Origin of the sequence: Mesorhizobium abyssinicae (assembly GCF_049887195.1) — a bacterium.
In the GTDB taxonomy this organism is placed as follows: Bacteria; Pseudomonadota; Alphaproteobacteria; order Rhizobiales; family Rhizobiaceae; genus Mesorhizobium; species Mesorhizobium abyssinicae.
On sequence record NZ_JARAKC010000004.1, the window covers coordinates 487,376 to 509,730 of the forward strand.

The 22,355-nt window shown below is 63.6% G+C and carries 23 protein-coding genes and 3 tRNA genes; 14 read left to right on the top strand and 12 right to left on the bottom strand.

Annotated features, from left to right (window positions below; translation table 11 throughout):
- Nucleotides 1-420 precede the first annotated feature (420 nt).
- Entirely contained in the window at nt 421-2,754 is a 2,334-nt protein-coding gene (locus tag PU724_RS12740) for a CHAT domain-containing protein (protein ID WP_354421932.1), read from the bottom strand.
- Nucleotides 2,730-3,032, bottom strand: coding sequence for a hypothetical protein (locus tag PU724_RS12745; RefSeq protein WP_354421930.1), 303 nt, complete (start codon nt 3,030-3,032; stop codon nt 2,730-2,732). Before PU724_RS12745 ends, PU724_RS12740 begins: the two co-directional genes overlap by 25 nt.
- Before the next feature lie 367 nt (nt 3,033-3,399).
- Here PU724_RS12745 and PU724_RS12750 point away from each other — a divergent pair, with 367 nt between their 5' ends.
- The 3 genes from PU724_RS12750 to PU724_RS12760 all read left to right on the top strand — a co-directional run bounded on the left by PU724_RS12750 (nt 3,400) and on the right by PU724_RS12760 (nt 6,773).
- On the top strand, nt 3,400-4,434 hold the full coding sequence (locus PU724_RS12750; protein WP_354421928.1) for an extracellular solute-binding protein: 1,035 nt from the start codon (nt 3,400-3,402) through the stop codon (nt 4,432-4,434).
- 101 nt (nt 4,435-4,535) lie between these two features.
- Nucleotides 4,536-5,963, top strand: coding sequence for an amidase (locus tag PU724_RS12755; protein WP_354421926.1), 1,428 nt, complete (start codon nt 4,536-4,538; stop codon nt 5,961-5,963).
- 150 nt (nt 5,964-6,113) lie between these two features.
- Nucleotides 6,114-6,773, top strand: a complete 660-nt coding sequence (locus PU724_RS12760; protein WP_245478185.1) for a TetR/AcrR family transcriptional regulator — start codon at nt 6,114-6,116, stop codon at nt 6,771-6,773.
- A 7-nt stretch (nt 6,774-6,780) separates the two neighbouring features.
- On the opposite strand, the gene PU724_RS12765 is transcribed toward PU724_RS12760, so the two are convergent.
- The 5 genes from PU724_RS12765 to PU724_RS12785 are packed head-to-tail and all read right to left on the bottom strand — an operon-like array spanning nt 6,781 to nt 11,329.
- Complete coding sequence (locus PU724_RS12765; RefSeq protein ID WP_354421923.1) at nt 6,781-7,536, bottom strand: MBL fold metallo-hydrolase; 756 nt, start codon at nt 7,534-7,536, stop codon at nt 6,781-6,783.
- A gap of 9 nt (nt 7,537-7,545) precedes the next feature.
- Entirely contained in the window at nt 7,546-8,610 is a 1,065-nt protein-coding gene (locus PU724_RS12770; protein ID WP_354421922.1) for an ABC transporter ATP-binding protein, read from the bottom strand.
- Nucleotides 8,607-9,389: an ABC transporter permease gene (locus PU724_RS12775; RefSeq protein ID WP_320320006.1), complete on the bottom strand. Its 783-nt coding sequence runs from the start codon at nt 9,387-9,389 to the stop codon at nt 8,607-8,609. The genes PU724_RS12770 and PU724_RS12775 overlap by 4 nt, the downstream gene beginning before the upstream one ends.
- A 2-nt stretch (nt 9,390-9,391) precedes the next feature.
- Complete coding sequence (locus PU724_RS12780; protein ID WP_354421920.1) at nt 9,392-10,237, bottom strand: ABC transporter permease; 846 nt, start codon at nt 10,235-10,237, stop codon at nt 9,392-9,394.
- A gap of 9 nt (nt 10,238-10,246) precedes the next feature.
- Complete coding sequence (locus PU724_RS12785; protein ID WP_354421918.1) at nt 10,247-11,329, bottom strand: polyamine ABC transporter substrate-binding protein; 1,083 nt, start codon at nt 11,327-11,329, stop codon at nt 10,247-10,249.
- A gap of 92 nt (nt 11,330-11,421) precedes the next feature.
- Here PU724_RS12785 and PU724_RS12790 point away from each other — a divergent pair, with 92 nt between their 5' ends.
- Nucleotides 11,422-12,036, top strand: a complete 615-nt coding sequence (locus PU724_RS12790) for a TetR/AcrR family transcriptional regulator (protein ID WP_354421916.1) — start codon at nt 11,422-11,424, stop codon at nt 12,034-12,036.
- Nucleotides 12,037-12,163: 127 nt separating this feature from the next.
- Entirely contained in the window at nt 12,164-12,736 is a 573-nt protein-coding gene (locus tag PU724_RS12795) for a DUF2569 family protein (protein WP_354421915.1), read from the top strand.
- A gap of 156 nt (nt 12,737-12,892) precedes the next feature.
- Here the strand turns inward: PU724_RS12795 and PU724_RS12800 are convergent.
- Nucleotides 12,893-12,968 (bottom strand) — tRNA-Thr (locus tag PU724_RS12800).
- Between the two features lie 156 nt (nt 12,969-13,124).
- On the opposite strand from PU724_RS12800, the gene PU724_RS12805 reads away from it, so the two are divergent.
- The 3 genes from PU724_RS12805 (at nt 13,125) to PU724_RS12815 (ending at nt 14,349) form a co-directional block, all read left to right on the top strand.
- Entirely contained in the window at nt 13,125-13,295 is a 171-nt protein-coding gene (locus PU724_RS12805) for a hypothetical protein (RefSeq protein ID WP_292106468.1), read from the top strand.
- Between the two features lie 196 nt (nt 13,296-13,491).
- Complete coding sequence (locus tag PU724_RS12810; protein ID WP_128346655.1) at nt 13,492-13,806, top strand: BA14K family protein; 315 nt, start codon at nt 13,492-13,494, stop codon at nt 13,804-13,806.
- Between the two features lie 213 nt (nt 13,807-14,019).
- The gene (locus PU724_RS12815; protein ID WP_426213203.1) at nt 14,020-14,349 is read left to right on the top strand and encodes a hypothetical protein; all 330 of its coding nucleotides are present in this window, start codon (nt 14,020-14,022) and stop codon (nt 14,347-14,349) included.
- Here the strand turns inward: PU724_RS12815 and PU724_RS12820 are convergent, their stop codons facing one another.
- Both PU724_RS12820 and bhcR read right to left on the bottom strand, forming a co-directional pair.
- Nucleotides 14,350-14,808: a YbaK/EbsC family protein gene (locus PU724_RS12820; RefSeq protein WP_320320010.1), complete on the bottom strand. Its 459-nt coding sequence runs from the start codon at nt 14,806-14,808 to the stop codon at nt 14,350-14,352. It abuts the gene before it with no gap.
- Between the two features lie 73 nt (nt 14,809-14,881).
- Nucleotides 14,882-15,751 carry an HTH-type transcriptional regulator BhcR gene (gene bhcR, locus PU724_RS12825; protein WP_127287297.1) on the bottom strand — a complete coding sequence of 290 codons (870 nt, stop codon included), beginning with the start codon at nt 15,749-15,751 and terminating at the stop codon, nt 14,882-14,884.
- A gap of 206 nt (nt 15,752-15,957) precedes the next feature.
- On the opposite strand from bhcR, the gene gcl reads away from it, so the two are divergent.
- The 3 genes from gcl to PU724_RS12840 all read left to right on the top strand — a co-directional run bounded on the left by gcl (nt 15,958) and on the right by PU724_RS12840 (nt 19,558).
- A complete protein-coding gene (gene gcl, locus PU724_RS12830) occupies nt 15,958-17,739 on the top strand; it encodes a glyoxylate carboligase (RefSeq protein ID WP_354421912.1) in 1,782 nt (593 codons plus the stop codon).
- A 26-nt stretch (nt 17,740-17,765) separates the two neighbouring features.
- Nucleotides 17,766-18,563, top strand: a complete 798-nt coding sequence (gene otnI / locus PU724_RS12835; RefSeq protein WP_354421910.1) for a 2-oxo-tetronate isomerase — start codon at nt 17,766-17,768, stop codon at nt 18,561-18,563.
- A gap of 107 nt (nt 18,564-18,670) precedes the next feature.
- Nucleotides 18,671-19,558, top strand: coding sequence for a 2-hydroxy-3-oxopropionate reductase (locus tag PU724_RS12840; protein ID WP_354421908.1), 888 nt, complete (start codon nt 18,671-18,673; stop codon nt 19,556-19,558).
- Nucleotides 19,559-19,719: 161 nt separating this feature from the next.
- Here PU724_RS12840 and PU724_RS12845 read toward each other — a convergent pair whose 3' ends face one another.
- On the bottom strand, nt 19,720-20,574 hold the full coding sequence (locus PU724_RS12845) for a TrmH family RNA methyltransferase (protein ID WP_292348685.1): 855 nt from the start codon (nt 20,572-20,574) through the stop codon (nt 19,720-19,722).
- Between the two features lie 208 nt (nt 20,575-20,782).
- Here PU724_RS12845 and PU724_RS12850 point away from each other — a divergent pair.
- Both PU724_RS12850 and PU724_RS12855 read left to right on the top strand, forming a co-directional pair.
- Nucleotides 20,783-20,867: transfer RNA gene (locus tag PU724_RS12850), tRNA-Tyr, on the top strand.
- Nucleotides 20,868-20,956: 89 nt separating this feature from the next.
- Nucleotides 20,957-21,030: transfer RNA gene (locus tag PU724_RS12855), tRNA-Gly, on the top strand.
- A gap of 71 nt (nt 21,031-21,101) precedes the next feature.
- Here PU724_RS12855 and PU724_RS12860 read toward each other — a convergent pair.
- A complete protein-coding gene (locus tag PU724_RS12860; protein ID WP_354421906.1) occupies nt 21,102-21,989 on the bottom strand; it encodes a DMT family transporter in 888 nt (295 codons plus the stop codon).
- Between the two features lie 239 nt (nt 21,990-22,228).
- Here PU724_RS12860 and PU724_RS12865 point away from each other — a divergent pair.
- The coding region (locus PU724_RS12865; protein ID WP_244571411.1) for a GTP-binding protein at nt 22,229-22,355 on the top strand (127 nt) is incomplete at its 3' end.

Below are 22,355 nucleotides of genomic sequence, written 5' to 3' on the forward strand. Positions count from 1 at the left end.
GGTGGCCCGTTTCCGGACCGCGCCAGCGCCGGGGTAGCATGGGCCGCCCGCATCTGCAAAGGTCCGCACATGACGGCAATGAAAGGCAGTTGCTCGCGCATTGTGTCGCCGGATGGCCGAACGTGATGGTTAAGACGAAGCTTAAGCTCTCGTAAAGCCGGATGGGCCATGTTAGCCGGCAGTGGATGGGTTGGCGGGGGCCAGCAAGTCGAGACCTGTCTATTGCCGGTGACACGCCTGATTATCGTCTTCCTGATGCTGGGAAGTTTTGCCCTCGTCTTCGCCGAACTGGTACGGCATTCGGAAGATATGAGTTCCCGGCCCCAGCCGACGGCCTCGCGTTGCGGTGACACCGCCGGAATGCCTTGTCCGCAAAGAGCGCTGTAAGATCGCTATCCCACGTGGCGGCGCTTCCGGCTCCTACTGCGTCACGACCTGAAGATTGGCGTTGCCGTAGAAAGTATAGGCAAGGTAGGTCGGGTCACCCGTTTCGTAAAAGCGCTTGCGCACGCCTTGCAGGATTTCGGCGAGGTAGACCGGCCCGTCCTTGAGCCGGGTGGTGATGCCGCCGTAGAAATCGGCAGAGAAGGCGGCCGCGGCGCGGTCGGTCAGCGGCCACATGCCGCCGATGAAACCGGAAGCGCCGCTCGCCAGCACCGCCGGTCCCCAGCCCTGCACGAAGCCACCGAACATCTGTGAGCGTCCGCTGTCGCAGGCGTTGAAGAAATAGAAGGGATTGCCTGTACCGTGGGCGGCCGCGACCAGCGCGCGCCAGGTGTCGGGATCGAGCGACTGATCGACGAGGTCGATGGCAAAAACCGGTCGGCCGCTGCCAGGCTGGTTGACCTCGCCATGGCCGGAAAAATGGATGAAGCCGGTCGAGACCTCGCCGACGAGCCTTTCGAAAGAGACGAAATCGCCGTCGAAGCGGCGATAACCGGAAAGCTTGCTGAGCGCCTCTATCTCGATCTGCTGGAACGACAGCGACTGCTTGTCGGCATAGGAGGGCGCTACCGCCGCAACGCCGGTGAAGACCAGCCGGTCGAGCGGATTGTCGACCTGCGAGGACATGCTTCGCGGCGCCCAGCGCGCCAGCCGATAACCCATGCCGAGGAAGCCGTCCTGCGTCGCGCCGTCGTCGCTTCGCGGGCGGATCAATTCCCAGGGCAGTGTCGGGCTGTTCGAGGTGATCTGGATCGAGCGCAGTTCGCCCTTGCCACGCAACGACCAGAAAACATGCTTGAACACCTTCGGCACATAATCGCGATAGAGCACATCGCCGAAGCCTTCGGCGGCGAGCGTGACGAAGCGCTTTTGCGCTTCCGGGTCATTGCTTGCGGCAGGCTGCTGCAACGAAACCGCGCCGCGCAGGCTGAGGCCGAGCTGCAGCAGGCGTTGGTATTCGGACTCCAGCCATGCCGCCATCTCCGGCGGCGTCGAGAAACTGTCGGTCACCGGTCCGGCCAGATGCGGCGAATGGATGATGATCTGTCCGGAGCCGAGGCCGCTCGGATCGTCATAGAGGATGGTGACGTCGAGATCGGGCACGTCGCCAGCGCGGTTGAGGTCGATACTGCCGGTCAATGGCTGTCTCGGCGCCGAGGCGAGCAACATTGTCGGGGCAGGGGTGGCGGCTTCGGCGCCGGGAGCGGGTATCCGCGTTCGCGCTATGGTGACGGGCCGCGATGCCGAGCCGAGGAAACGCCCGGCGCTGTAGATGCGGGCGATGAACTGGCCTGGCTTGCTGTCCTGGCCGATCGGCCGCGCCTTGAGCTCGAAGCGGACGAAATCGCTGTCGCCTTCGCGATAGAGCGTGGTTGCCCGGCTCCATTTGCCGCCGTCGGCGAGATCGAAGCCCGAGGCGAAGAGATCGATGTCGATCGGCCATTGCTCCGTGCCGGCAGGCATCGCCATGCGCAGTGCGCCGTCCTCGGTCACTGTCGTGCCGGGTGCGGCTTTCACCTTGACCTCTGGCGTCAATTGCTCCTCGGTCAACGCGATCGATACGGTCACGACGTCACCCGCCACCACCTCGTCCGGCGCATCGATGGCCGGGTGCCGGACGACCTGCTCCGTGGCCGGCTCCGGAGCGGGCGGCGGGGGTGGAAGGTTGCCATCGTCGGGATCGACCTCCGCGCCGGCGGCAGGAAACAAGACCGGCCCGGTCGACGGCTGGTCCTGGGCTGAGGCCGGTGCCGGATCAGGGGGCAGGGGCGGAAGGCCGTCACCGGGATCGATCTCGGTGTTGCCGTCGGGCGGGGGGCCAGCGCTCGTCGACGGCTGGTCCGGGGCCGAGGCCTTGGCGGTTTCCGCGGCGCGCTCCATTTCGGCCCTGAGCGCCTCAGCCTGTGCCCGCATTTGTTGCTCATAGGCCTCGCGTTGGGCCTGCTCGCGCTTATATGCCTCGTAGGCGGCTGCCTCCTCGGCCTCGCTCGTCTCCGGAGCCACGTCCATCGGATACGGCTCCTGGCCGCTGTCCCAACTGCCGCCGCCGCTGCCCGAACTGCCGCCGGCGGCCAAACCGACGCCACCCGAACCACCGCCGCTGCCCGAGCCGCCATTTCCAAGACCGGCCGGTGGGCTGTCATAGCCGCCGTCGTTCGCCCCGTTCTCCGTCGGCGCCGCGGTGACGGGCGCATTGGCCATCGGTGCCATTGCACCCCGCTGGTCGGCCAGCCAGCTGTTGGCGGAAACCATCGCAAGCACGCCGAACATGCCGGCGAGAACAATCAGGATGACAGTTTTGGCGCGCATATGCCCAAGCCCTGTAGTGGGGAATTCGTCTCCGTTGGCATCAGCCCCTGCAGGCTTAGCCTGACAGACTGCAGGCCGGTTCGGCGCTCGTCGCCATCCAGCAACTGGATGGTAAAACCCATCAGCCGCAAGCTTGCCGCGATCCGATCGACTTTGGCGAGGGTGGGTGCGCCGTCATGAGCCGGAGCGGCGACGGTCAAGGCGATACGCTCTCCGCCGCGCGCGGCGGAGACGAGCCCCATGATCATCAGCAGCACGGTCGCCCAAAAAAGGCGCATGACCCCGACCCAACCCTGCAAGCCGCGGCAGTTCACGCCGAGACTTGCCCCAATCCATCAATGCCCTCGTCCTTGACGATACCATGAGACGTTTGCCGGCGCATCGGCGCATTGGTCCGGGTTTCCGATGGCTGCGAGATGGCGCCGGCGCGCACTTTGCCGTGCCAATCAGCGATGGCGCCTGCGGCAGTCCAACCAGGATCGCGGCGCCAAAAAGATATTGACTGTATATTTAGTCATAGTTACTCCTAACGTCGAGGATCGAGTTGGACAGCCGGCTCCGCCGGTGAATGGCCACGCATGGGAGGAACTATTTTCGTCGGACCCGAGGCGCTTTTGCGGCCGGTCCCAACAATGGGAGAACAGCATGAACTGGAAATCGATCGCGACCGTCGCCGGGCTGTCGCTGATGGCCGCGACAGGCTCAGCCCACGCCGACGGCGAGCTCAACATCTACAATTGGGGCAACTACACCAATCCCGACCTCATCAAGAAGTTCGAGGAGACCTACAAGGTCAAGGTCACCGTCACCGACTATGACTCCAACGACACGGCGCTGGCCAAGGTGCGCCAGGGCGCTTCGGGCTACGACATCGTCGTGCCGTCGGCCAGTGTCATGCCGGTCTGGATCAGCGAAGGCCTGCTGCTCGAGACCGATCCCAACAAAATGGAGAACTTCAGGAACGTCGATCCGAAATGGGTCGACGTGCCGTTCGATCCGGGCCGCAAATACACCGTTCCCTGGCAGTGGGGCACGACCGGCGTCTCGGTGAACAAGTCGGTCTATTCCGGCGACCCGAACACGTCGGCCGTTTTCCTCGATCCGCCCGCCGAGCTCGTCGGCAAGATCAACGTCGTGCCGGAGATGGGCGACATCCTTTTCCTCACCATCTCCTATTTCGGCGGCGAATACTGCACCGACGACAAGCAGGTGCTGAAGAAGGTGCGCGACAAGCTGGTCGAGGCCAAGGCGAAATGGTTGTCGTTCGACTATGCGGCCGTCGACGGCCTCGGCAGGGGCGATATCGCGGCCGGCGTGAACTGGAACGGCATATCGCTGCGCGAGCGGATGGAGAACGACAAGATCGTCTACGGCTATCCGAAGGAAGGCTATCCGATCTGGATGGACAATGTCGCGGTTCTCAAGGACGCAAAGAATGTCGAGAACGCCAAGCTGTTCCAGAACTTCATCATGGACCCGCAGAACGCGGCGATGATCTCGGCGTTTGCGCACTACGCGAACGGCATCAAGGGATCCGAGCCGTTCATGCCGGACGAGATGAAGGGTGCGCCGGAGGTCGAGGTTCCGGCTGAATTCGCCGCCAAGGGCAAGTTCATGCCGACCTGTCCGCCGGACGTGCAGGCGCTCTATACGAGGATCTGGACCGATCTCCAGAAATAGCCGCGCCGAAGTCTGTCCGGCCACAGTCGCCGGACCGCGACGCGCGGTCCGGTGTGTCCCTTCGCACCAAGCTCGGTTCCGCCGACCGCAGGAGACTGCCCATGACCGATCTCGATCTCTGCTACATGCCGGCCAGCGAGGCGCTGCGGCTGTTCAAGGCAAAGAAGCTCTCGCCGGTGGAACTGATGCGGGCCGTCATCGACCGCGCCGGGGCCACGAAGGAGACGATCAACTGCTTCACCTTCACGCATTTCGAGGAGGCCATCGGTCTGGCCAGGAAGGCAGAGGCGAAATACGCCAGGGGCGCAAGGACCGGGGCTCTCGAGGGCCTGCCGATCGGCATCAAGGACGAGAGCTACATCAAGGGCAAGCCGACATCGCATGGCTCGCTGCTGACCAGGGATGCCGTATGCGGCCATACCTCCACGATGAACGAGCGCATCATCAGGGCCGGCGGTATCGTGCATGCGCGCACGGCGACGCCCGAATTTAGCTGCGCCGGCTATACCTGGTCGAGGCGATGGGGGGTCACCCGCAATCCGTGGAATCCGGACTTCACCCCGGGCGGTTCGTCAGGGGGGGCCGCTGCGACGCTGGCCTCGGGCACGTCGTCGATAGCGACCGGGTCGGATATAGCCGGATCGATCCGCATCCCGGCATCGGCCTGCGGCCTTGTCGGCTTCAAGCCGCCCTACGGCCGCAATCCCGACGAGCCGCCGTTCAATCTGGACTTCTATTGCCACACCGGACCGCTGGCGCGAAACGTCAAGGACGCGATCCTGCTGCAAAACGTCATGGCCGGACCGAGCCCGCTGGACATCGCCACGCTGCGGCCGAAGCTGCGCCTGCCGGTCGACTACAAGCCGATCAAGGGCTGGAAGATCGCCTTTTCGATGGATCTCGGTTCCTTCGAAGTGGATGCCGATGTGCGCAGGAACACGCTTGCCGCATGCGATGTCTTCCGCTCGCTCGGCGCCGCGGTCGAGGAGGTCGACCTGGGCTGGGGCGACGAGGTGCTGAAGGCCGGCATGGCCTATCTGGAGCATCTTTTCGGCGCCTCGCTGTCGCAATTGCTCGAGGAGCATGGCGAGGACATGACCAGCTATGCGCGGCGGTTCGCCGAGGATGGGCGCAAATCGAAGGCCACGGACTTTGTCGGGACCCTGGAGGTGGCGGCCCGGATGTATCAGACACTGGGTCCGTTGCTCGAAAAATACGATGTGCTGATCTGCCCGACGAACGCACTTCCCGCGGTGTCGGCCGAGTTCGATCAGACCACGGACACTGTGGAGATCAACGGAAAGCAGGTGAACCCGTCGCTCGGCTGGGTGATGACAACCCCGTTCAACATGATGAGCCGCTGCCCGGTCCTTTCAATGCCGTCGGGGAGGGCGGCGAGCGGCGTGCCGACAGGCATCCAGATCGTCGGTCGCACCTATCGCGACGCCGATGTATTTCGCGCGGCGATGGCTTATGAGACGGCCCAGGGCCAATGGTATGGCAGTGCCGCGACCCGCCCTTCGCTTTGAGCAATCCCGGGCTCTCTTGCGTGGGTTCTGGCGGGCGGACGCCCGATGTCGCAAAATGGCGGTGGGACCGGAGGTTCCGCCGCAGGTTAGAAAAGGCCGATGAAAATGGCGCAGCGCAAGGCAACCGCAACTGCCGGAAAGCGGCCCACGATGGCTGAGGGCAGGGGGTCGGCGAATGATGCCGCGCCACCCAAGGACCGTCGGCGCGAGCGCGGCGAGGCGAGCGTCCAGCGCATCATCGATGCCACCATCGACCTCATCGCCGAGGAAGGGCTGGCGAGCGTCACCATGCAGCGCATCGCCGAGCAGGTCGGCTCGTCCAACGCGCTCGTCGTTTTTCATTTCCGCAGCAAGGAGAACCTGTTCCGGGCCGTCCTGCAGTATCTCAGCGATCGATATGATGAGCTGTGGGCCACCCTGGTGCGAGCGCCCGGCCTGTCGCCGGTCGACAGGCTGCTGGGCGCCGTCGACTGCGCGCAACGCTTCGCCCGCCAGCATCCGAAATGGGTTTCGGTCTTCGTTGTGTTCTCCAGCGACCGCAAGAGCATGCAGATCTACAATGAAATCGGCTTGCCGAGCGACCTTGCCTACACCGCCGAAGCGCGCGAATTGCTGATCGAGATCTCGCGCAGCGGCGGCTATGCCGGCGTCGACATAAACACCCTGTCGGAGAGCCTGAACTATCTGGTGCACGGCGCATGGTACTGGGATCACCTGAACCCCTCCGGCCGCGACACCAATGTGCTGCGCAAGACCATGCTGCTCTTGCTGCATCAGGCTTTTCCCCGGCACTTTGACTTGATGCGCTAATGCTCGCTCAGGCGGGCTGCCGCAGATGGCAGCCCGCCTGCCGCTTTTGCGCCAGATACTCGTCGATGAGTTGGCGGTAGCGCACCTTGCCGAAGCTCGGGAAATGGCCGCCATGGACGACCGAAACGTCGAGGTCGCGCATGGAAAGCAGCGTCGCGACATAATCGTCGACCAGCGAATGGTAGACGTCGTCGATCAGCGGCCCGTCATAGATGATGTCGCCCGACAGCAGGATGCCGGTCTTCTTCTCGAAGAGCGCGATGCCGCCCGGCGAATGGCCGGGCGTGTGGATGACATCGAAGGCGCGGTCGCCGAGATCGACGACATCGCCGCCCTCCAGCAAGCGACCCGCCGGCGCCGGCACGATCTTGTAGCGCGCCGTGTCCCAATCTTGCGGCATGCCATCGAACATCGCGTCGGTGGCATAGCGGTCGGCAACGGTCCATTCGTTGCGCGGGTCGGCGAGGATCGCCGCCTCGGCGGAATGCACGCAGCGGTCGGGGAATTCGTGGTGGCAGCCGATGTGATCGAAATGGGTGTGGCTGGCGACGCAGACGAGCTTGCGTTCGGTGACCAGAGGCACGTGGCGCCGAAGGCTGAAATGACCGAGGCCGGTATCGAAGAGCAGATCGCGGTCGCGGCCGCGCACGTGCCAGATGTTGCAGCGGAAAAACGGCTTTATCCACGGCTCGTGGATCAGCGTCACGCCGTCGCCCATGCGAATGGTTTCGTACCAATCCGGGGCCTCGATGACCGGAAGCATGCTCGCCGCTCAGTTCGCCAGCAGGATGATGTCGGCAGCCTTGCATGAAACCGCCACCGTGTCGCCGGGCTTGACGGTCGCCGAGGCGGGCGCCTTGGCGATGAACTGCAGGGCGGGATCCAAAGTCGAGGTGGCGAGCACGCGTTTGAAGCTGCCCTGGAAGACGACGTCGCTCACCTTGGCGGCGCCGAGCGACACGTGTCCTTCCGCTTCGCCGAGGACAAGATGCTCCGGCCTGACGGCAAGGGCGACTTTCGCACCTGCCGCCGCGCTGCCGGGCAGCGAAATCGCGCCGGCCGGCGTCGCGACAGTAACTGACCCGTCCTTCGCCTCCGTCACGGTTCCGGAAAGGATCGTGCTTTCGCCCATGAAGGTGGCGGAAAAGCGCGTCGCCGGTCGCGCATAGACTAGCTCGGGCGCGCCTTCATCCTCGATGCGGCCGTCATTCATCACCACGCAATGGTCGGCCAGCGCCATCGCCTCTTCCTGGTCGTGGGTGACATGGACGAAGGCGGTGCCGACCCGCTTCTGGATCGCCTTCAATTCGTCCTGCATCTGCCGGCGCAGCTTCAGGTCGAGCGCGCCGAGCGGCTCGTCGAGCAAAAGCACTGCCGGCTCGATGACCAAGGCGCGGGCAAGCGCTACGCGCTGCCGCTGGCCGCCGGAGAGCTGATGCGGCTTCTTGTCGAAGGCGGCGGCCAACCCGACCAGCGCCAGCGCCTCGCGCGCCTTCGCGGTGCGCGTTGCGGCGTCGACGCCCTGCATGCGCAGGCCAAAGCCAACGTTGCTGCCGACGCTCATGTGCGGAAACAGAGCGTAGTCCTGGAACACCGTCGTCGTCGGGCGCTTGGCCGGCGGCACGGACGTGCAGTCCTCGCCGCGAATGAACACCTTGCCTTCGCTGGGCGTGACGAAGCCGCCGAGGATGGAGAGCAACGTCGTCTTGCCGGAGCCGGACGGCCCAAGCAGGATGGTGTAGCTGCCGGGCTCGATGGTCAGCGAGACGTTCTTCAACACCGCTTGCTGGCCGAAGCGATGCGAGACGTTGCGGATGTCGACCAGGGATGTGCTCATGCCGGCTTTCTCCGCAGCAGCGTCAGCTCGAAAAACACCACCAGGACGATGGATACGGCGAAGACCAGCGAGCCGACGGCATTGGTCTTGGGATTGAGGCCGGAGCGCAGCAGGTTCCAGATCTCCACCGGCAGCGTGGTGTCGAAACGGGTGAGCAGGAAGGAGATGACGAACTCGTCCCAGGAGAAGGTCATCGACAGGAAGAAGCCGGCAAAGATCGCCGGCGCCATCACCGGCACCGTGATCAGCAAAAGTACCTTCCATTCCGGCGCGCCGAGGTCGCGCGCGGCGCGCTCGATGTTGATCTGGTGGTCGCCCATCTGGCTGTAGATGATGGCAAAGCAGAGCGGCAGGTTGATCACGACATGGCCGATGCCGGCGGCGAGCAGCGATTTCGGCACTCCGGCCCAGTTGAACAGCACCAGAAGCCCCATGCCGATGATGAGGTAGCTGACCGTGAGCGGCAGCGTGATCAGCCCGCGCAGCACGGCCGAGCCGGGCAGCGTGAAGCGGGCAAAGCCCCAGGCCGAGAGGAAGCCGAGCGTGACGGAGGCAGCCGAGGAGAGGATCGCCACCAGCAGCGAATTGACCAGCGCCGAGGTCAGTCGCGTGTCGGAAAGCACCGCCTGGTACCAGCGCAGCGACGGTCCGGTGAAGGGCGGGATCGGGAAGGAGGTCGCCTGCAGCGAAAACAGCACCAGCACGATCACCGGCAGGAAGATGAAGCCGTAGATGGCGATGGCGTAGAGCCAGGCGGCGGTGCGGACGATTGCGCGCATGGTCAGGCCCGCTCGATCTTCAGCCAGCGGGCGCAGGCGAGGTAGGCGACGGTTACGACCGCCATCAGGATGATCGACAGCGCCGAGGCGAGGGGGAAATCGCCACGCCTTCCGATCTGCATCATGACCAGTTGTGGCATCACCAGCTCATTGTTGCCGCCGAGGATCTGCGGCGTGATGTAGTCACCGATGCAGAGCACGAAGGTGAGGAAGGCGCCGACCATGATGCCGGGCAAGGTCAGCGGCAGCACGACATGCAGGAAGGTGCGTACCGGCCCGGCGCCGAGGTCGGCGGCCGCCTTGCGATAGCTAGGGCTGAGCTGCTTGAGGTTGGCAAAGATGGTGAGCGTCAACAGCATGACGAAGAAGTGCACGAAGCCGGTGACGGTGGCGAAACGCGTGTTGGCAAGCTGCAGCGGCTCGGCAATGAGGCCAAGGCCTATGAGCGTCCGGTTGATGACGCCGTTCTGTGCCAGCACCAGCAGCCAGGAATAGGAGCGCACGACATAGGAGGTCCAGAACGGCAGCACGGCCAGCATCAGCGCCAGCCGCTGCCAGTGTTCCGGCACCTGTTCGGCGAGGATCCAGGCGAAGGGATAGGCGAGCAGGATCGAGATGACGGTGACGATCGCCGTCACCTCCAGCGAGTTCACCATCGCCCGCCAGTAGGATGGATCGGTGAAGAACTGGCTGTAGTTGGCTAAAGTGACGCCGCCGCCTTCATGGGCCGTGAGGCTGGAAAACCCCATGGCGATGAAAGGCAGCACGAAGAACGCAAGTGTCCAGCCGAGCGCAGGCGTGACCAGCGCCCAGGGCAGGGCACGCGAAGGATTCGCGGAGGTGCTCACGAGTTCCGTCTACTGCGCCTGCAGCATTTCGGTCCAGACGTCCTGCATCTTCTTGTCGAGGTCGGGGTTCGGCGCCGGATAGGCCTGGGCGCGGGAGAGGAAGCCCGGCTGCTCGTCGAAGCGCAGGATCTTCTTCTGCTCGTCGCTCAGCGCCGCCTTGCTGTTGGCGGGCATGCCCCAGTAGCAGGAGGAGGTGGCAAGCCGCGCCTGGCCTTCCGGGCTCATGATGTACTCAATGAATTTCAGCGCCATGTCCTTGTTCTTGGAATCCTTGAACATGGCAAGCGACTGCGACCACAGCACCGCTCCTTCCTTCGGGATGGAGAAGTCCAGCGCCGGGTTCTCCTTGGCGAGACCGGCTGTCACCCATTCGCCGCCGCCGACCAGGATGTCGACCTCGCCGGTGGCCAAAGCGGTCTGGCTGGCGGTGACCTCGCCAACCAGCTTGGCGTTGGCCTTCATCTTGAGCAGCTCGGCCTTGATGGCGGGAAGGTCGGCCTCGGTGAGATCCGCCGTCTTCTTGCCGATGGCCAGAGCCGCCATGCCGATGACTGGAAGATAATAGTCGTAGATGGCGACCTTGCCCTTGTACTTGTCGCTGGTGAGTGCCGCCAGCGACTGCATGTCGGCCGGGTCGACCTTGGTCTTGTTGAAGCCGATTGTGTTGTAGCCGAATTTTTCGGTGATGCCGTAGCGCTTGCCGCCGACGACCGTAGAGCCATCCATCTTCACTTCGGGGAAGAGGTCGGCGAGGGGCAGCTTGTCTTCCGGCAGCGGCTCGAACAGGCCTTTCTCGACGCCGCGCGGCACATCGATGGAATCGATCACCATCACGTCCCAGTCGCCCGGCTGCGACTGCTCGACGATGGCGAGCCCTGCGCCGGTGCCTTCGAATTCCTTGACGTTGACCTTGACGTTGTTGGCCGTCTCGAAGGGTTCGAGCAGTGCCGGATCGGCATGGTCGCACCAGATCAGCGCGTTGAGGTCGGCGGCCTGAGCGGCGCCCGCCGCGAACAGCAGCGCCGTGGCCGCGCAGGCGGCGGCAAGCTGCGACTTCAGGGCGGAAAGCGGATTGGTGGTTTTCAGTGACATTCGAGTGTTCTCCCTGCCTTGCTGGCTTGTTAATGAAAAATTGAACCAATTCTAAAATTGAGTCAATTCTGTTTTTGTGGCAAGGAAGCGATATGAGCGGATTGCGAGCAAGGCAGAAGGCGGACCGGCACCGGCGCATTATCGAGGCGGCGGCAGCACTTTTCCGCGAGGCCGGCTATGAGGGCGCCAAAATCGAAACGATCGCCGCCCAAGCCGAGGTGTCGATCGGCACGATCTACAATTACTACCAGAACAAGGGTGACATACTCGGCGCCATCGTCTCGATGGAGGTCGACGAGGTGCTCAATGCAGGGCGAGGCGTGGTCGCCAGCCCGCCGGCCAATGTCGGCGATGCGCTGGACACGCTGCTCGGCATCTACATCGAGCATTCGCTGCATTATCTGAGCAAGGAGATGTGGCGGCAGGCGATGGCGATCTCGACGCAACAGCCCGACAGCCCGTTCGGCCAGGCCTACACCGGGCTTGACCGGGAACTGACCGAGCAGATCCGCGCGCTGATAGCCCGCCTGCAGGAGGTCGGCCTGGTGCGCGCCGACATCGATGGGGCAGCGCTCGGCGAGCTGATCTTCAACAACATGAACATGATGTTCATCGAGTTCGTGAAGCGCGAGGAGGCGAGGATACCGGAGCTGCACGCGGCGATACGACGGCAGAACCGGATTTTGGTGGCGGCGATCGGGATGTGAGGGAGTCAGGAGCCGGCAGGAAATGTAGTCATTTTAGCTACGACCAAGGCAATCCTGCTAACTTGCCCTTGAGTTGATTCAGAAATTTGCTACAACTTTTAGGAGCATCGAAAAGGGGGAAGGGGTAATGGGGGCATTTTCTATTTGGCATTGGGCGATAGTGCTGCTGATTATCGGCGTGCCCGTTTTCTTTGCGGTTCGGTCGGCCGCGAAGCCGCCGCAGAATCCTGCGGCTCTTATAGGCTTCGGTGGCTGGCTTCTTCTGCTGGCGATCGGTCAGGCTCTGTCGCCGTTGCGCACGCTTGCCGGACTGGGCTCGTCAAGCGAAGGCTATCAAAACCTCATGGCGCTGCCCAATGGTCCGTTGACCGTCTACGGGGAAATTGCGCTTTTGTTGGCGTTTCTGGTGCTGCAAGTGGTTGTGCTCGTCGCAATGTTGCGGCGGAGTCCGCGCTTCAAGCTGCTGTTTTTATACCAATGGATTGCGATCCCGGTCGTGTTCATCCTCGACGCCGTCTGGGTTTCCACCGTCCTCGACGCTCCGATGAGCCAGGTTCTGGCAGGGGATGCGGTCGCAGCACCCATCCTGTCGTTTATACTGACGGGGATTTGGGTCGCCTATGTCTACAAGTCCGTCCGGGTCAGGAACACCTTCGGAGGAGCAACGGCCAGCACCCAGGTTGCGACTGCCTCTTCGTGAGGGTCGGTCGGGTTTCAACGCTTCGCCTATCGGCTTGGGTACAGATTTTTTCGGCGACGAACTGCCGACAGTCCTCCTTCGCCAAGGCTTCGGAGGACAGCCTTTCGTCTAACGATCTTCGGGTGGTCTGCCACCCGAAGCTCGAAGAGCGGAGGGTGGTGCCCCCGGACGGGATCGAACCGCCGACCTTCGGTTTACAAAACCGCTGCTCTACCAGCTGAGCTACAAGGGCATGGCGCTCCGGTAGCATATTCCGTGCGCCAGTAAAGACAAAACTCCGTTCGCGGCGGCTAATGGACCGGCGAGGGTGGCCGGGCGGCATGCTGAAAATGGCCGGCCGGCTTCCTATATCCTGGAGAGATGCAATTACCTGGTCGAGGGTTTTCGCATGATCCGGCTCATCATCATCTTCCCGCTTGTCGTGGTGGCCTGGCTTCTCGTGGTCAAGCTCGTCAGCGATCTGAAGAAGGCCAGCATCGACTGGACCGGCGTCACAACCATCATCGGCTTCATCGCGCTCGCCTTCTGGCTCCGCCACATCACCGGGATGGGCGGTTGACCGCCAAAGGACCTGCGGGTCGATGACAGAGGCTGTTGGCAGTCGCCATAGACTTTGACCGATCTCAAAATCACGCCCGGAACGGTCATCGTCCGCCGCTCAAATAATTTCAAAAACCTTCGAACCTTTCTCGTGGCCGCGACGACTGATGATCAAGAGGCGGATGGATCGCCTCTCCACGAAACAGGAGATCATCATGTTCAAGCGCACCATTGTTTCCGGCCTCATCGCCACCTCCGTTGCCGCCGGCTCGCTCGTCGGCACCGTGCAGCCCTCGGCCGCCCACAGCCACCATCACAACCGCGAAATCGGCATAGGCATTGCCGCCGGCGTCGGCGGGTTCGTGCTCGGCAGCCTGCTCTCCCAGCAGCAGCCGCAGCCCGTCTATGTCGACGAATATGGCGGCGGTTCCTCGCACGTCCGCCGCTGCCTCGCCCGCTACGCCAGCTACGACCCGTACTCCGACACCTATGCCGGCTACGACGGCTATCGTCATTACTGCCAGCTCTGAGAGGAGGTGAACCGCCTCAGGCAACCGGAAGAAGGGGCTTCTCCGTGGCCCCTTCTTCTGCCGTCGGGGGGCTGGTCCTGTTGCGTTGACCAAGGCTTTCAAGTTGAAAAGCCTCCGCCGTCGGCGGTGTACAGCGATTTTCCGAGCGTCTAATCTCGCCCCAACGGCCAAACCGAGGAGGGACGCTTGGACGAACAGGATCCGAAGCAAGACTTGATCGAGCCCGTTTTCCGCAACGGCACGGTCACCACCGTCGGCATCCTGCTGGCATTTTCGCTGGGCTTCATCACCCATTGGGCCGCCAACCCGATCCCATGGCAAACCTACCATCTGCTGGCGGTGCTGCCGATCCTGATCGGCATCGCGCTGCAGATGCGGGCGCTGTCCTTGCTGCTCGACGTAAGCTCGCTGCAAAAGCCGATCTACGAGCGGGCCAACCGCATCTTCATCACCGGCCTGATCTTCACCGCAAGCGGCGTCGGCCTGGCGATCCTGCTCGACTTCTTCGAGATCGCGGGCAAGAGCGCGCTGCCGAACGGGTAGCTACTGGCAGATGTCGCACCATTCGGCGCTGACCAGGCCCGCCATGCGATCGACGCCGATCCTGACCGCGGCATTGGTGGCGCCGGCGGCCGGCACGACCTCGTCAAAGGCGCGCAGCGACACATCGCAGTAGATCGGCAGGGGCGAGGCGAGGCCGAAGGGGCAGACGCCGCCGACCGGATGGCCGGTGATCTCGGCCACCTGTTCGGCATCGAGCATGCGCGGCTTGCCACCGAAGGCGTCGCGCGATTTGCGGTTGTCGATGCGCGCGTCGCCGCGGGCGACCACCAGCAGCACCCGCTCGCCGACCCGCATGCAGATCGTCTTGGCGATCTGTCCCGGCTCGACGCCATGCGCTTCGGCCGCGAGCGCCACGGTCGCCGAGCTTGTCGGCGTTTCGATCACCGCGATGTCGGGGGCATGCTCGGCGAAGAAGGCTTTGACGGACTGGAGGCTCATGCGTTTCCGGGCGGGAATGGATCGGAGGCGCAGACTTCGGCCGTTGCCGGACCGGTGTCAAGTCGGGCCAGAGTCAAGGCAAGCGCGTGGCGCTGACCTCGAACAGCGATGCCTCGGCAGCGCCTTGTGAAGAATGCCCGCCGATCATCCTGGTTATCTCGGTCGCCGCTTCGCGCACCAGCGGACCGATCTCGGCCAGACGCTCCGGCGTCACCCGAACGGTGGGCCCGGACACCGAAACGCCGCCGATCGGCTCGCCGAACTCGTTGAAGATGGCGGCGGCCACGCAGCGCATTCCCGGGTGCCGCTCCTCGTCGTCGACCGACCAGCCGCGATGCTTGATCGCGACAAGGTCGCGGGCCAGCGCCGAGATGTCGGAAAGCGTCTTGTCGGTGAAGCGCTCGAGCCCGGCGCGACGCAGGATGGCGGCGACACGCTCGGGATCGAGATGCGCCAGCACCGCCTTGCCGATGCCGGAGGCATGGAAGGAGCTGCGCGTGCCCGGCCGGAAGAAGGCGCGGATCGCCTGGTGCGTCTCGACCTGGCTGACGAAGACGACGCAGTCGTCCTCGGCGACGCCGAGGTTGGAGGTCTCGCCGGTCTTTTCCATCAGTTCCTGCATGACGATGCGGGCGCGATCGACCAGTTTGCGGCGGCGCAGAAACGCGGCGCCCATGCGGTAGGTCTCGACGCCGATCGACCACAGCTGGTCGGTGCCGTCGAACTCCACCATGCCGTGGTTCTCCAGCGTCGTCAGCATGCGGTAGGCGGTGGAGGCGGCAAGGCCGCTTTGCGCCGAAATCTCGCTCAGCGACAGGCCGCTGCCTTCGGCGACGATGGCAAGGATGCGCAAGGCGCGGTCGAGCGACTGCACGGAGGCGGCTTCGGACGGGCCGTTGAAGGAGCGCGGACGGCCGCGCTGCCGTTTTTCGCTGGTTTCCATGGCGGGCATTCTCGCCGATTTCGCCGATTTGGCAATGAAAAAGTTTTTCACCGCTCCGCGAGGCTGAATTCTTGGAAAACGGAAAGCGTAGTGAAATCATATCGTAAAAGCTGTTTTCTAGAAATGAAAAAATATTCTGAAAAAGTTGAAAAATAGCGGGTGTGCTGGCATTCTCAGCCAACCAACAAATTCGTGGAGGCTTGCAAATGGCCAGGATGCGTGCTGTCGACGCTGCCGTTCTCGTTCTCGAAAAGGAGGGCGTTTCGTGCGCCTTCGGCGTGCCGGGCGCGGCGATCAACCCGCTTTATTCGGCGCTGAAGGCGAGGGGCACCATTCGCCACGTGCTCGCGCGCCATGTCGAAGGCGCCTCGCATATGGCCGAAGGCTATACACGGGCCAAGGCCGGCAATATCGGCCTCTGCATCGGTACCTCCGGCCCGGCCGGCACCGACATGATCACCGGGCTCTATTCGGCGGCGGCCGACTCCATTCCGATCCTGTGCATAACTGGCCAAGCTCCCCGCGCGCGCCTCAACAAGGAGGATTTCCAGGCCGTCGACATCGCCGCGATCGCCTCGCCGGTCGCCAAATGGGCGGTCACCGTCATGGAACCCTATCTGGTGCCGATGGCGCTGCAAAAGGCCTTTCATCTGATGCGCTCGTCGCGGCCGGGTCCGGTCCTCATCGACCTGCCGGTCGATGTGCAGATGGCCGAGATCGAATTCGACATCGATGCCTACGAGCCGCTCGCCCCCTTCAAGCCGGCGATGACGCGCGGCCAGGCCGAAAAGGCGCTGACGATGCTCAATCAGGCGGAAAAGCCACTGATCGTCGCCGGCGGCGGCATCATCAATGCCGACGCGTCGGACCTGCTGATCGAGTTCGCCGAGGTCACCGGCGTGCCGGTCATTCCGACGCTGATGGGCTGGGGCACGATCCCTGACGACCATCGGCTGATGGCCGGCATGTGCGGGCTGCAGACCTCGCATCGCTATGGCAATGCGACGATGCTGGAAGCCGACTTCGTCTTCGGCATCGGCAACCGCTGGGCCAACCGCCACACCGGCTCGGTCGACGTCTACACCAAGGGGAAGAAATTCATCCATGTCGATATCGAGCCTACCCAGATCGGCCGGGTCTTCGCGCCTGACCTCGGCGTCGTCTCGGATGCCGGTGCGGCGCTGAAGATGCTGCTCGACGTCGCCACCGAATGGCGGACGGCGGGCAAGCTGCGCGACTGGTCGGGCTGGGCGAAGGAATGCCAGCAGCGCAAGAAGACGATGAAGCGCAAGACGCATTTCGAGCAGGTGCCGCTGAAGCCGCAGCGCGTCTATGAGGAGATGAACAAGGCTTTCGGCCGCGACACCACCTACGTCACCACGATCGGCCTGTCGCAGATCGCCGGCGCGCAGTTCCTGCACGTCTACAAGCCGCGCAACTGGATCAATTGCGGCCAGGCCGGCCCGCTCGGCTGGACGCTGCCGGCCGCCCTCGGCGTGCGCGCGGCCGATCCGGACCGCGATATCGTCGCGCTCTCCGGCGACTACGATTTTCAGTTCATGATCGAGGAACTGGCGGTCGGCGCGCAGCACAAATTGCCCTATATCCACGTCGTCGTGAACAACGCCTATCTCGGGCTGATCCGCCAGGCGCAGCGCGGCTTCTCGATGGACTACGAGGTCAGCCTTGCCTTCGAGAACGTCAACCGGGCGAACGATCCCGAAGCGGGCTACGGCGTCGACCATGTCGCGGTCGCAGAGGCGATGGGCTGCAAGGCGGTCAGGGTGCGTAAGCCGGAAGAGTTCGCCGGCGCCTTCAAGCAGGCGCAGCGGCTGATGAAGGAGCACCAGGTTCCGGTCGTGCTGGAATTCATCCTCGAGCGCGTCACCAACATTTCCATGGGCACGGAAATCGACAAGATCACCGAGTTCGAGGAATTGGCCGAACGCAATGAGGATGCGCCGACGGCCATCATGATGTTGGATTGAGCCCGGCGGGGAGAAGGAGAAGAAGAATGCCGCGTTTTTCAGCCAATCTGTCGATGCTCTTTGGCGAGCACGAGTTCCTCGACCGCTTCGATGCCGCCGCCCGCGCCGGCTTCAAGGGCGTCGAATATATCGGCCCTTACGACCATGCGCCGGATGTCGTCGCCGCGCGCCTGAAGAAGAACGGGCTGACGCAGGTTCTGTTCAACTTGCCGCCGGGCGACTGGGCGAAGGGCGAGCGCGGCATTGCCATGCTTCCCGATCGGGTACCGGAATTCCGGCAAGGGGTGGCCAAGGCCATCACCTATGCGCATGCGCTCGGCTGCGAGCAGATCAACTGCCTTGCCGGCATCGCACCGCAGGGAGCCGACCGCGCGGTGCTGGAGAACGTCTTTGCCGAGAATCTGGCTTTCGCGGCCGAGAAGCTGGAGCAGGCCGGCATCCGGCTTTTGATCGAGCCGATCAACACGCGCGACATTCCCGGCTTCTTCCTGAACTATTCGGACCAGGCGCTGGCGCTGATCGACCGCATAGGCTCGAAGAACCTGTTCCTGCAGTACGACATCTACCACATGCAGATCATGGAGGGGGATCTCGCCCGTACCATCGAGGCAAACCTCGACCGCATCGCGCATATCCAGCTTGCGGACAATCCCGGCCGTCACGAGCCGGGGACGGGCGAGATCAACTATCCCTTCCTCTACGAGCACATCGACCGGCTCGGCTATGCCGGCTGGGTGGGGGCTGAGTACAAGCCGAAGGCAGGGACCGAGGTGGGGCTGGGCTGGTTCAAGGCATTGGCCGGCCAGGGCAGCGCGGCCGCCTAAAGCCTTCCTTCTCCCCGTCACTATACGGGGAGAAGGTGCCGGCAGGCGGATGAGGGGCAGCGCCGTACCTTCGGCTAGTTGCAGTTACGAATTTCAGGAGCGAAACAATGGAAACCATCGGCTTTATCGGCCTCGGCATCATGGGCGCGCCGATGGCGGGGCATTTGCTGGATGCCGGCTACCCCGTCGTCGCCAGCGACCATCGCTCCAAACCGCCGGCTGACCTGATCGGCAAGGGGCTGAAGACCGTCACCGGCCATGCCGCCGTGGCGAAGGCGGCTGATATCATCATCACGATGGTGCCTGATACGCCTCAAGTCGCCGACGTCCTGTTCGGCGAGCACGGCGTCGCCTCCGGCCTGTCCAAGGGCAAGCTCGTCATCGACATGAGCTCGATCTCACCTATTGCCACCAAGGAATTCGCGAAAAAGATCAACGATCTCGGCTGCGACTATCTCGACGCGCCGGTATCGGGCGGGGAGGTCGGAGCCAAGGCTGCCTCGCTCACCATCATGGTCGGCGGCGAGGAACAAGCCTTCGAGCGTGCAAAGCCGGTGTTCGAGAAGATGGGAAAGAACATCACGCTCGTCGGCCCGAACGGCGTCGGCCAGACGACCAAGGTCGCCAACCAGATCGTCGTTGCCCTCACGATCGAGGCGGTCGGCGAAGCCCTCGTCTTCGCCTCGAAGGCGGGCGCCGATCCGGCCAAGGTTCGCCAAGCGCTGATGGGCGGGCTCGCCGCCTCGCGCATCCTCGAAGTGCATGGCGAGCGCATGATCAAGCGCACCTTCGCGCCGGGCTTCCGCATCGAACTGCACCAGAAGGACCTCAACCTGGCGCTGGAGGGCGCCAAGGCGCTTGGTGTTTCGCTGCCCAACACCTCGACCACACAGCAGCTGTTCAATTCCTGCGCTGCCAATGGCGGTGCGAAGGAGGATCACTCGGCATTGGTTCGCGCGCTGGAGCGGATGGCCAATTTCGAGGTCGGCGGCTAAGCGACCGAAGCCAAAGGCAAAGCAGCATAGGTCGGGAGAAGGCGGCGCAACGTTCCCAAGTCGCCTGCTCCTTTCCTGTCCGAGAACGGCTTCCAGCGTTGTTGCTGGGATCCGTTTCTCGTTCTTGATCTTTCCGGTTAAGGCGGACTGCCGCTTCGGTCTCAGCCGCGCTTCAGGAATGCGCGCGCCGCATAAAGGCTCACCGCCGCCGCGTTGGAAACGTTCAACGAGCGGATTGCACCCGGCATGTCGAGGCGGGCCAGCGCGGTCACCGTCTCGCGCGTCTTCTGGCGCAGGCCCTTGCCTTCGGCGCCGAGCACCAGGGCGATCTTGTCGCCGGCGAATGTTTTCTCCAGCTCGGCCGGTCCGTCCGAATCGAGCCCGATGGTCTGGAAGCCGGCCTCGTGCAGTTGTCCCAGTGCGTCGGCGAGGTTCTTCACCTCGATCTGGTCGATATGCTCGAGCGCGCCGGAGGCCGACTTCGCCAGCACGCCCGATTCCTGCGGGCTGTGGCGGGCCGTGGTGATCAGCGCGCCGGCTCCGAAAGCGACCGCGGAGCGCAGGATCGCGCCGACATTGTGCGGATCGGTGACCTGGTCGAGCACGAGCACCAACTGAGTGTCGCCAAGCGCGTCAAGGCGCTTCGGCTTCAGCGGCTCGGCCTCGATCAGCACGCCCTGATGCACTGCATCGGATCCGGTGATCCTGTCGATCTCCTTTGGCTCGACCAATTCGGCCTTGAAGGGCAGGGCGGCGAGGTCGGCGATCGCCAGCCGCTCGGCCGCGTTGCGCGTCACCAGCATTTTCCTGATCTTGCGCCGGGAATTGTCGAGCGCCGCCCGCACCGTGTGCAGGCCATAGAGCCGCACCAGGCCGTCGCCGGGGGATTCGCCCGGCGGCAGCGGCTGGCGTGGCCGGAATGCGGGTGCGCCGCCGGCCTTCTGGTCGCGATGGGCGCGACGCAGCTTGGCGTAGTGAGTGTCTTTGGGTGTTCCGGGCTTGTTGTCTTTGCTCATGGCGGGCTTCTATAGCCGTGTCGTCGGGCCATGGATACTGGCAGAAGCCGGCTTGCCGAGGATGCTGTCAAATTCAGCGCATTTTGCCGGGACGTGCGGTTGACACCCACCAGCCTTGCCGCCATAAGGCGCTTCGCTGATTTCGGAGAAGACTTCTACTCGGGCTCCGGATCGGCAATGCCTCGTTGCATGGCTCCGGCGGCAGACTGGAGAGGTGCCCGAGTGGTTAAAGGGGACGGACTGTAAATCCGTTGGCTTAGCCTACGTTGGTTCGAATCCAACCCTCTCCACCACTGCCGGCCCGGAAGCCCTGAAACGAAAAAGTCTCGGACCGAAAAGCGCATGGCGCTTTTTGGGTGAATCCGGTACTTCAGTGTAAGGCGCGGGTATAGCTCAGTGGTAGAGCAGCAGCCTTCCAAGCTGAATATGCGGGTTCGATTCCCGCTACCCGCTCCAGATTTCCCGCATGAAGTCACGCGGAAGTGCCGCCCCAGAAATCCTGGGAGTCAAACGCCTGGCTGCCTGGCCTAGGCAACCGGTATCAGCCGGCGCCTTCTTTCGTCCAGCGACACGATGGCAAGGCCGCTGGCCACCACCAGCAGGATGCCGCAGACGGCGAGCGCGTTCGGAAACTGGCCGAACACCAGCAGGCCCGAGATGACCGCCCACACGGTGAAGCAATAATAGAACGGCGCCACCGCGCTCGTCGGTCCGACGCGATAGGCCATGAAGATGAAGAAATGGCCGAAGATCAGGAACAGTCCGGCGCCGGCGATGAGCAAGAGGTGGCGGGGCTCCGGCATGACCCAGGGCTCGGAAACGAGATGCGCGACGCCGGAGCCGACCAGCACGACCACGACCGCGGAAATGGCGACGATCATGCCCGGCACCTCGGCGCCGACCTTGCGGCCGGCCAGATCTCGCGCGGCCGACAGGACCGCGTTGCCGAGCGCCAGCAAGGCATAGACCGAAATCCCTTGCATCGTCGGCTGCGCCACCATCAGCGCGCCGATGAAGCCGACCCCGATCAGCGCCATGCGCGCGCCGCCGATACGCTCGCCGAACAGCACCGAGGCGCCGACCAGCATCAGCAGCGGCGTGATCTGCCCGAGCGCCGTTGAATCGGCGATCTGCATGTTGGCGAGCGCCACGACGTAGCAAAGGATCGCCGCCAGTTCGAGCAGGTTGCGGCGCAGCACCTTCCTTTCGAAGATCAAAGGGACCTGCCTGGCATAGCCGAGCAGGAGAAGCAGCGGAATTCCCCAGAGCGCCGCCGCGACGCCGCGCAGGAACAGCACCTCGTAAGGCGGCAGGCCGGTGGTCGCGAGCTTCATCATCGTATCGTTGACCAGGTAGGAACCGGTCGAGACGACCATAAACAGCGGGCCGCGGACGTTCGTCGGGATGAACTGCATGCGGCGAAGAAATCAGACCGACGCCGGAGCGGCAATGGGCCAGCGGCCGGGGCGGCTTTCGCCCATTTCATTTTTCGCCTAGCGACCCTATATCCACGCCACATCCCCCCGAAATCGGATCATGGGTTCGGACCGAGCGAGGGCGCTCAGCCACAAGGCACTTGTGTTTTTCAGCCGTTGTCGCTAATCGCCCCGCATTCGACTGAACTGAATGTCCAGGCCGTCCAAGGAAAGAGACTATGGCAAAAGGTAAATTCGAGCGCACCAAGCCGCATGTGAACATTGGCACGATCGGCCACGTCGATCATGGCAAGACGTCGCTGACGGCGGCGATCACGAAGTATTTTGGCGAATACAAGCGCTATG

Excerpts from the sequence above, each read along its gene's own strand:
- PU724_RS12740 (WP_354421932.1), bottom strand. The coding sequence starts at position 2,754 with ATGCGCGCCAAAACTGTCATCCTGATTGTTCTCGCCGGCATGTTCGGC.
- PU724_RS12745 (WP_354421930.1), bottom strand. The coding sequence starts at position 3,032 with ATGCGCCTTTTTTGGGCGACCGTGCTGCTGATGATCATGGGGCTCGTC.
- PU724_RS12750 (WP_354421928.1), top strand. The coding sequence starts at position 3,400 with ATGAACTGGAAATCGATCGCGACCGTCGCCGGGCTGTCGCTGATGGCC.
- PU724_RS12755 (WP_354421926.1), top strand. The coding sequence starts at position 4,536 with ATGACCGATCTCGATCTCTGCTACATGCCGGCCAGCGAGGCGCTGCGG.
- PU724_RS12760 (WP_245478185.1), top strand. The coding sequence starts at position 6,114 with ATGGCTGAGGGCAGGGGGTCGGCGAATGATGCCGCGCCACCCAAGGAC.
- PU724_RS12765 (WP_354421923.1), bottom strand. The coding sequence starts at position 7,536 with ATGCTTCCGGTCATCGAGGCCCCGGATTGGTACGAAACCATTCGCATG.
- PU724_RS12770 (WP_354421922.1), bottom strand. The coding sequence starts at position 8,610 with ATGAGCACATCCCTGGTCGACATCCGCAACGTCTCGCATCGCTTCGGC.
- PU724_RS12775 (WP_320320006.1), bottom strand. The coding sequence starts at position 9,389 with ATGCGCGCAATCGTCCGCACCGCCGCCTGGCTCTACGCCATCGCCATC.
- PU724_RS12785 (WP_354421918.1), bottom strand. The coding sequence starts at position 11,329 with ATGTCACTGAAAACCACCAATCCGCTTTCCGCCCTGAAGTCGCAGCTT.
- PU724_RS12790 (WP_354421916.1), top strand. The coding sequence starts at position 11,422 with ATGAGCGGATTGCGAGCAAGGCAGAAGGCGGACCGGCACCGGCGCATT.
- PU724_RS12795 (WP_354421915.1), top strand. The coding sequence starts at position 12,164 with ATGGGGGCATTTTCTATTTGGCATTGGGCGATAGTGCTGCTGATTATC.
- PU724_RS12805 (WP_292106468.1), top strand. The coding sequence starts at position 13,125 with ATGATCCGGCTCATCATCATCTTCCCGCTTGTCGTGGTGGCCTGGCTT.
- PU724_RS12810 (WP_128346655.1), top strand. The coding sequence starts at position 13,492 with ATGTTCAAGCGCACCATTGTTTCCGGCCTCATCGCCACCTCCGTTGCC.
- PU724_RS12820 (WP_320320010.1), bottom strand. The coding sequence starts at position 14,808 with ATGAGCCTCCAGTCCGTCAAAGCCTTCTTCGCCGAGCATGCCCCCGAC.
- bhcR (WP_127287297.1), bottom strand. The coding sequence starts at position 15,751 with ATGGAAACCAGCGAAAAACGGCAGCGCGGCCGTCCGCGCTCCTTCAAC.
- gcl (WP_354421912.1), top strand. The coding sequence starts at position 15,958 with ATGGCCAGGATGCGTGCTGTCGACGCTGCCGTTCTCGTTCTCGAAAAG.
- otnI (WP_354421910.1), top strand. The coding sequence starts at position 17,766 with ATGCCGCGTTTTTCAGCCAATCTGTCGATGCTCTTTGGCGAGCACGAG.
- PU724_RS12840 (WP_354421908.1), top strand. The coding sequence starts at position 18,671 with ATGGAAACCATCGGCTTTATCGGCCTCGGCATCATGGGCGCGCCGATG.
- PU724_RS12845 (WP_292348685.1), bottom strand. The coding sequence starts at position 20,574 with ATGAGCAAAGACAACAAGCCCGGAACACCCAAAGACACTCACTACGCC.
- PU724_RS12860 (WP_354421906.1), bottom strand. The coding sequence starts at position 21,989 with ATGCAGTTCATCCCGACGAACGTCCGCGGCCCGCTGTTTATGGTCGTC.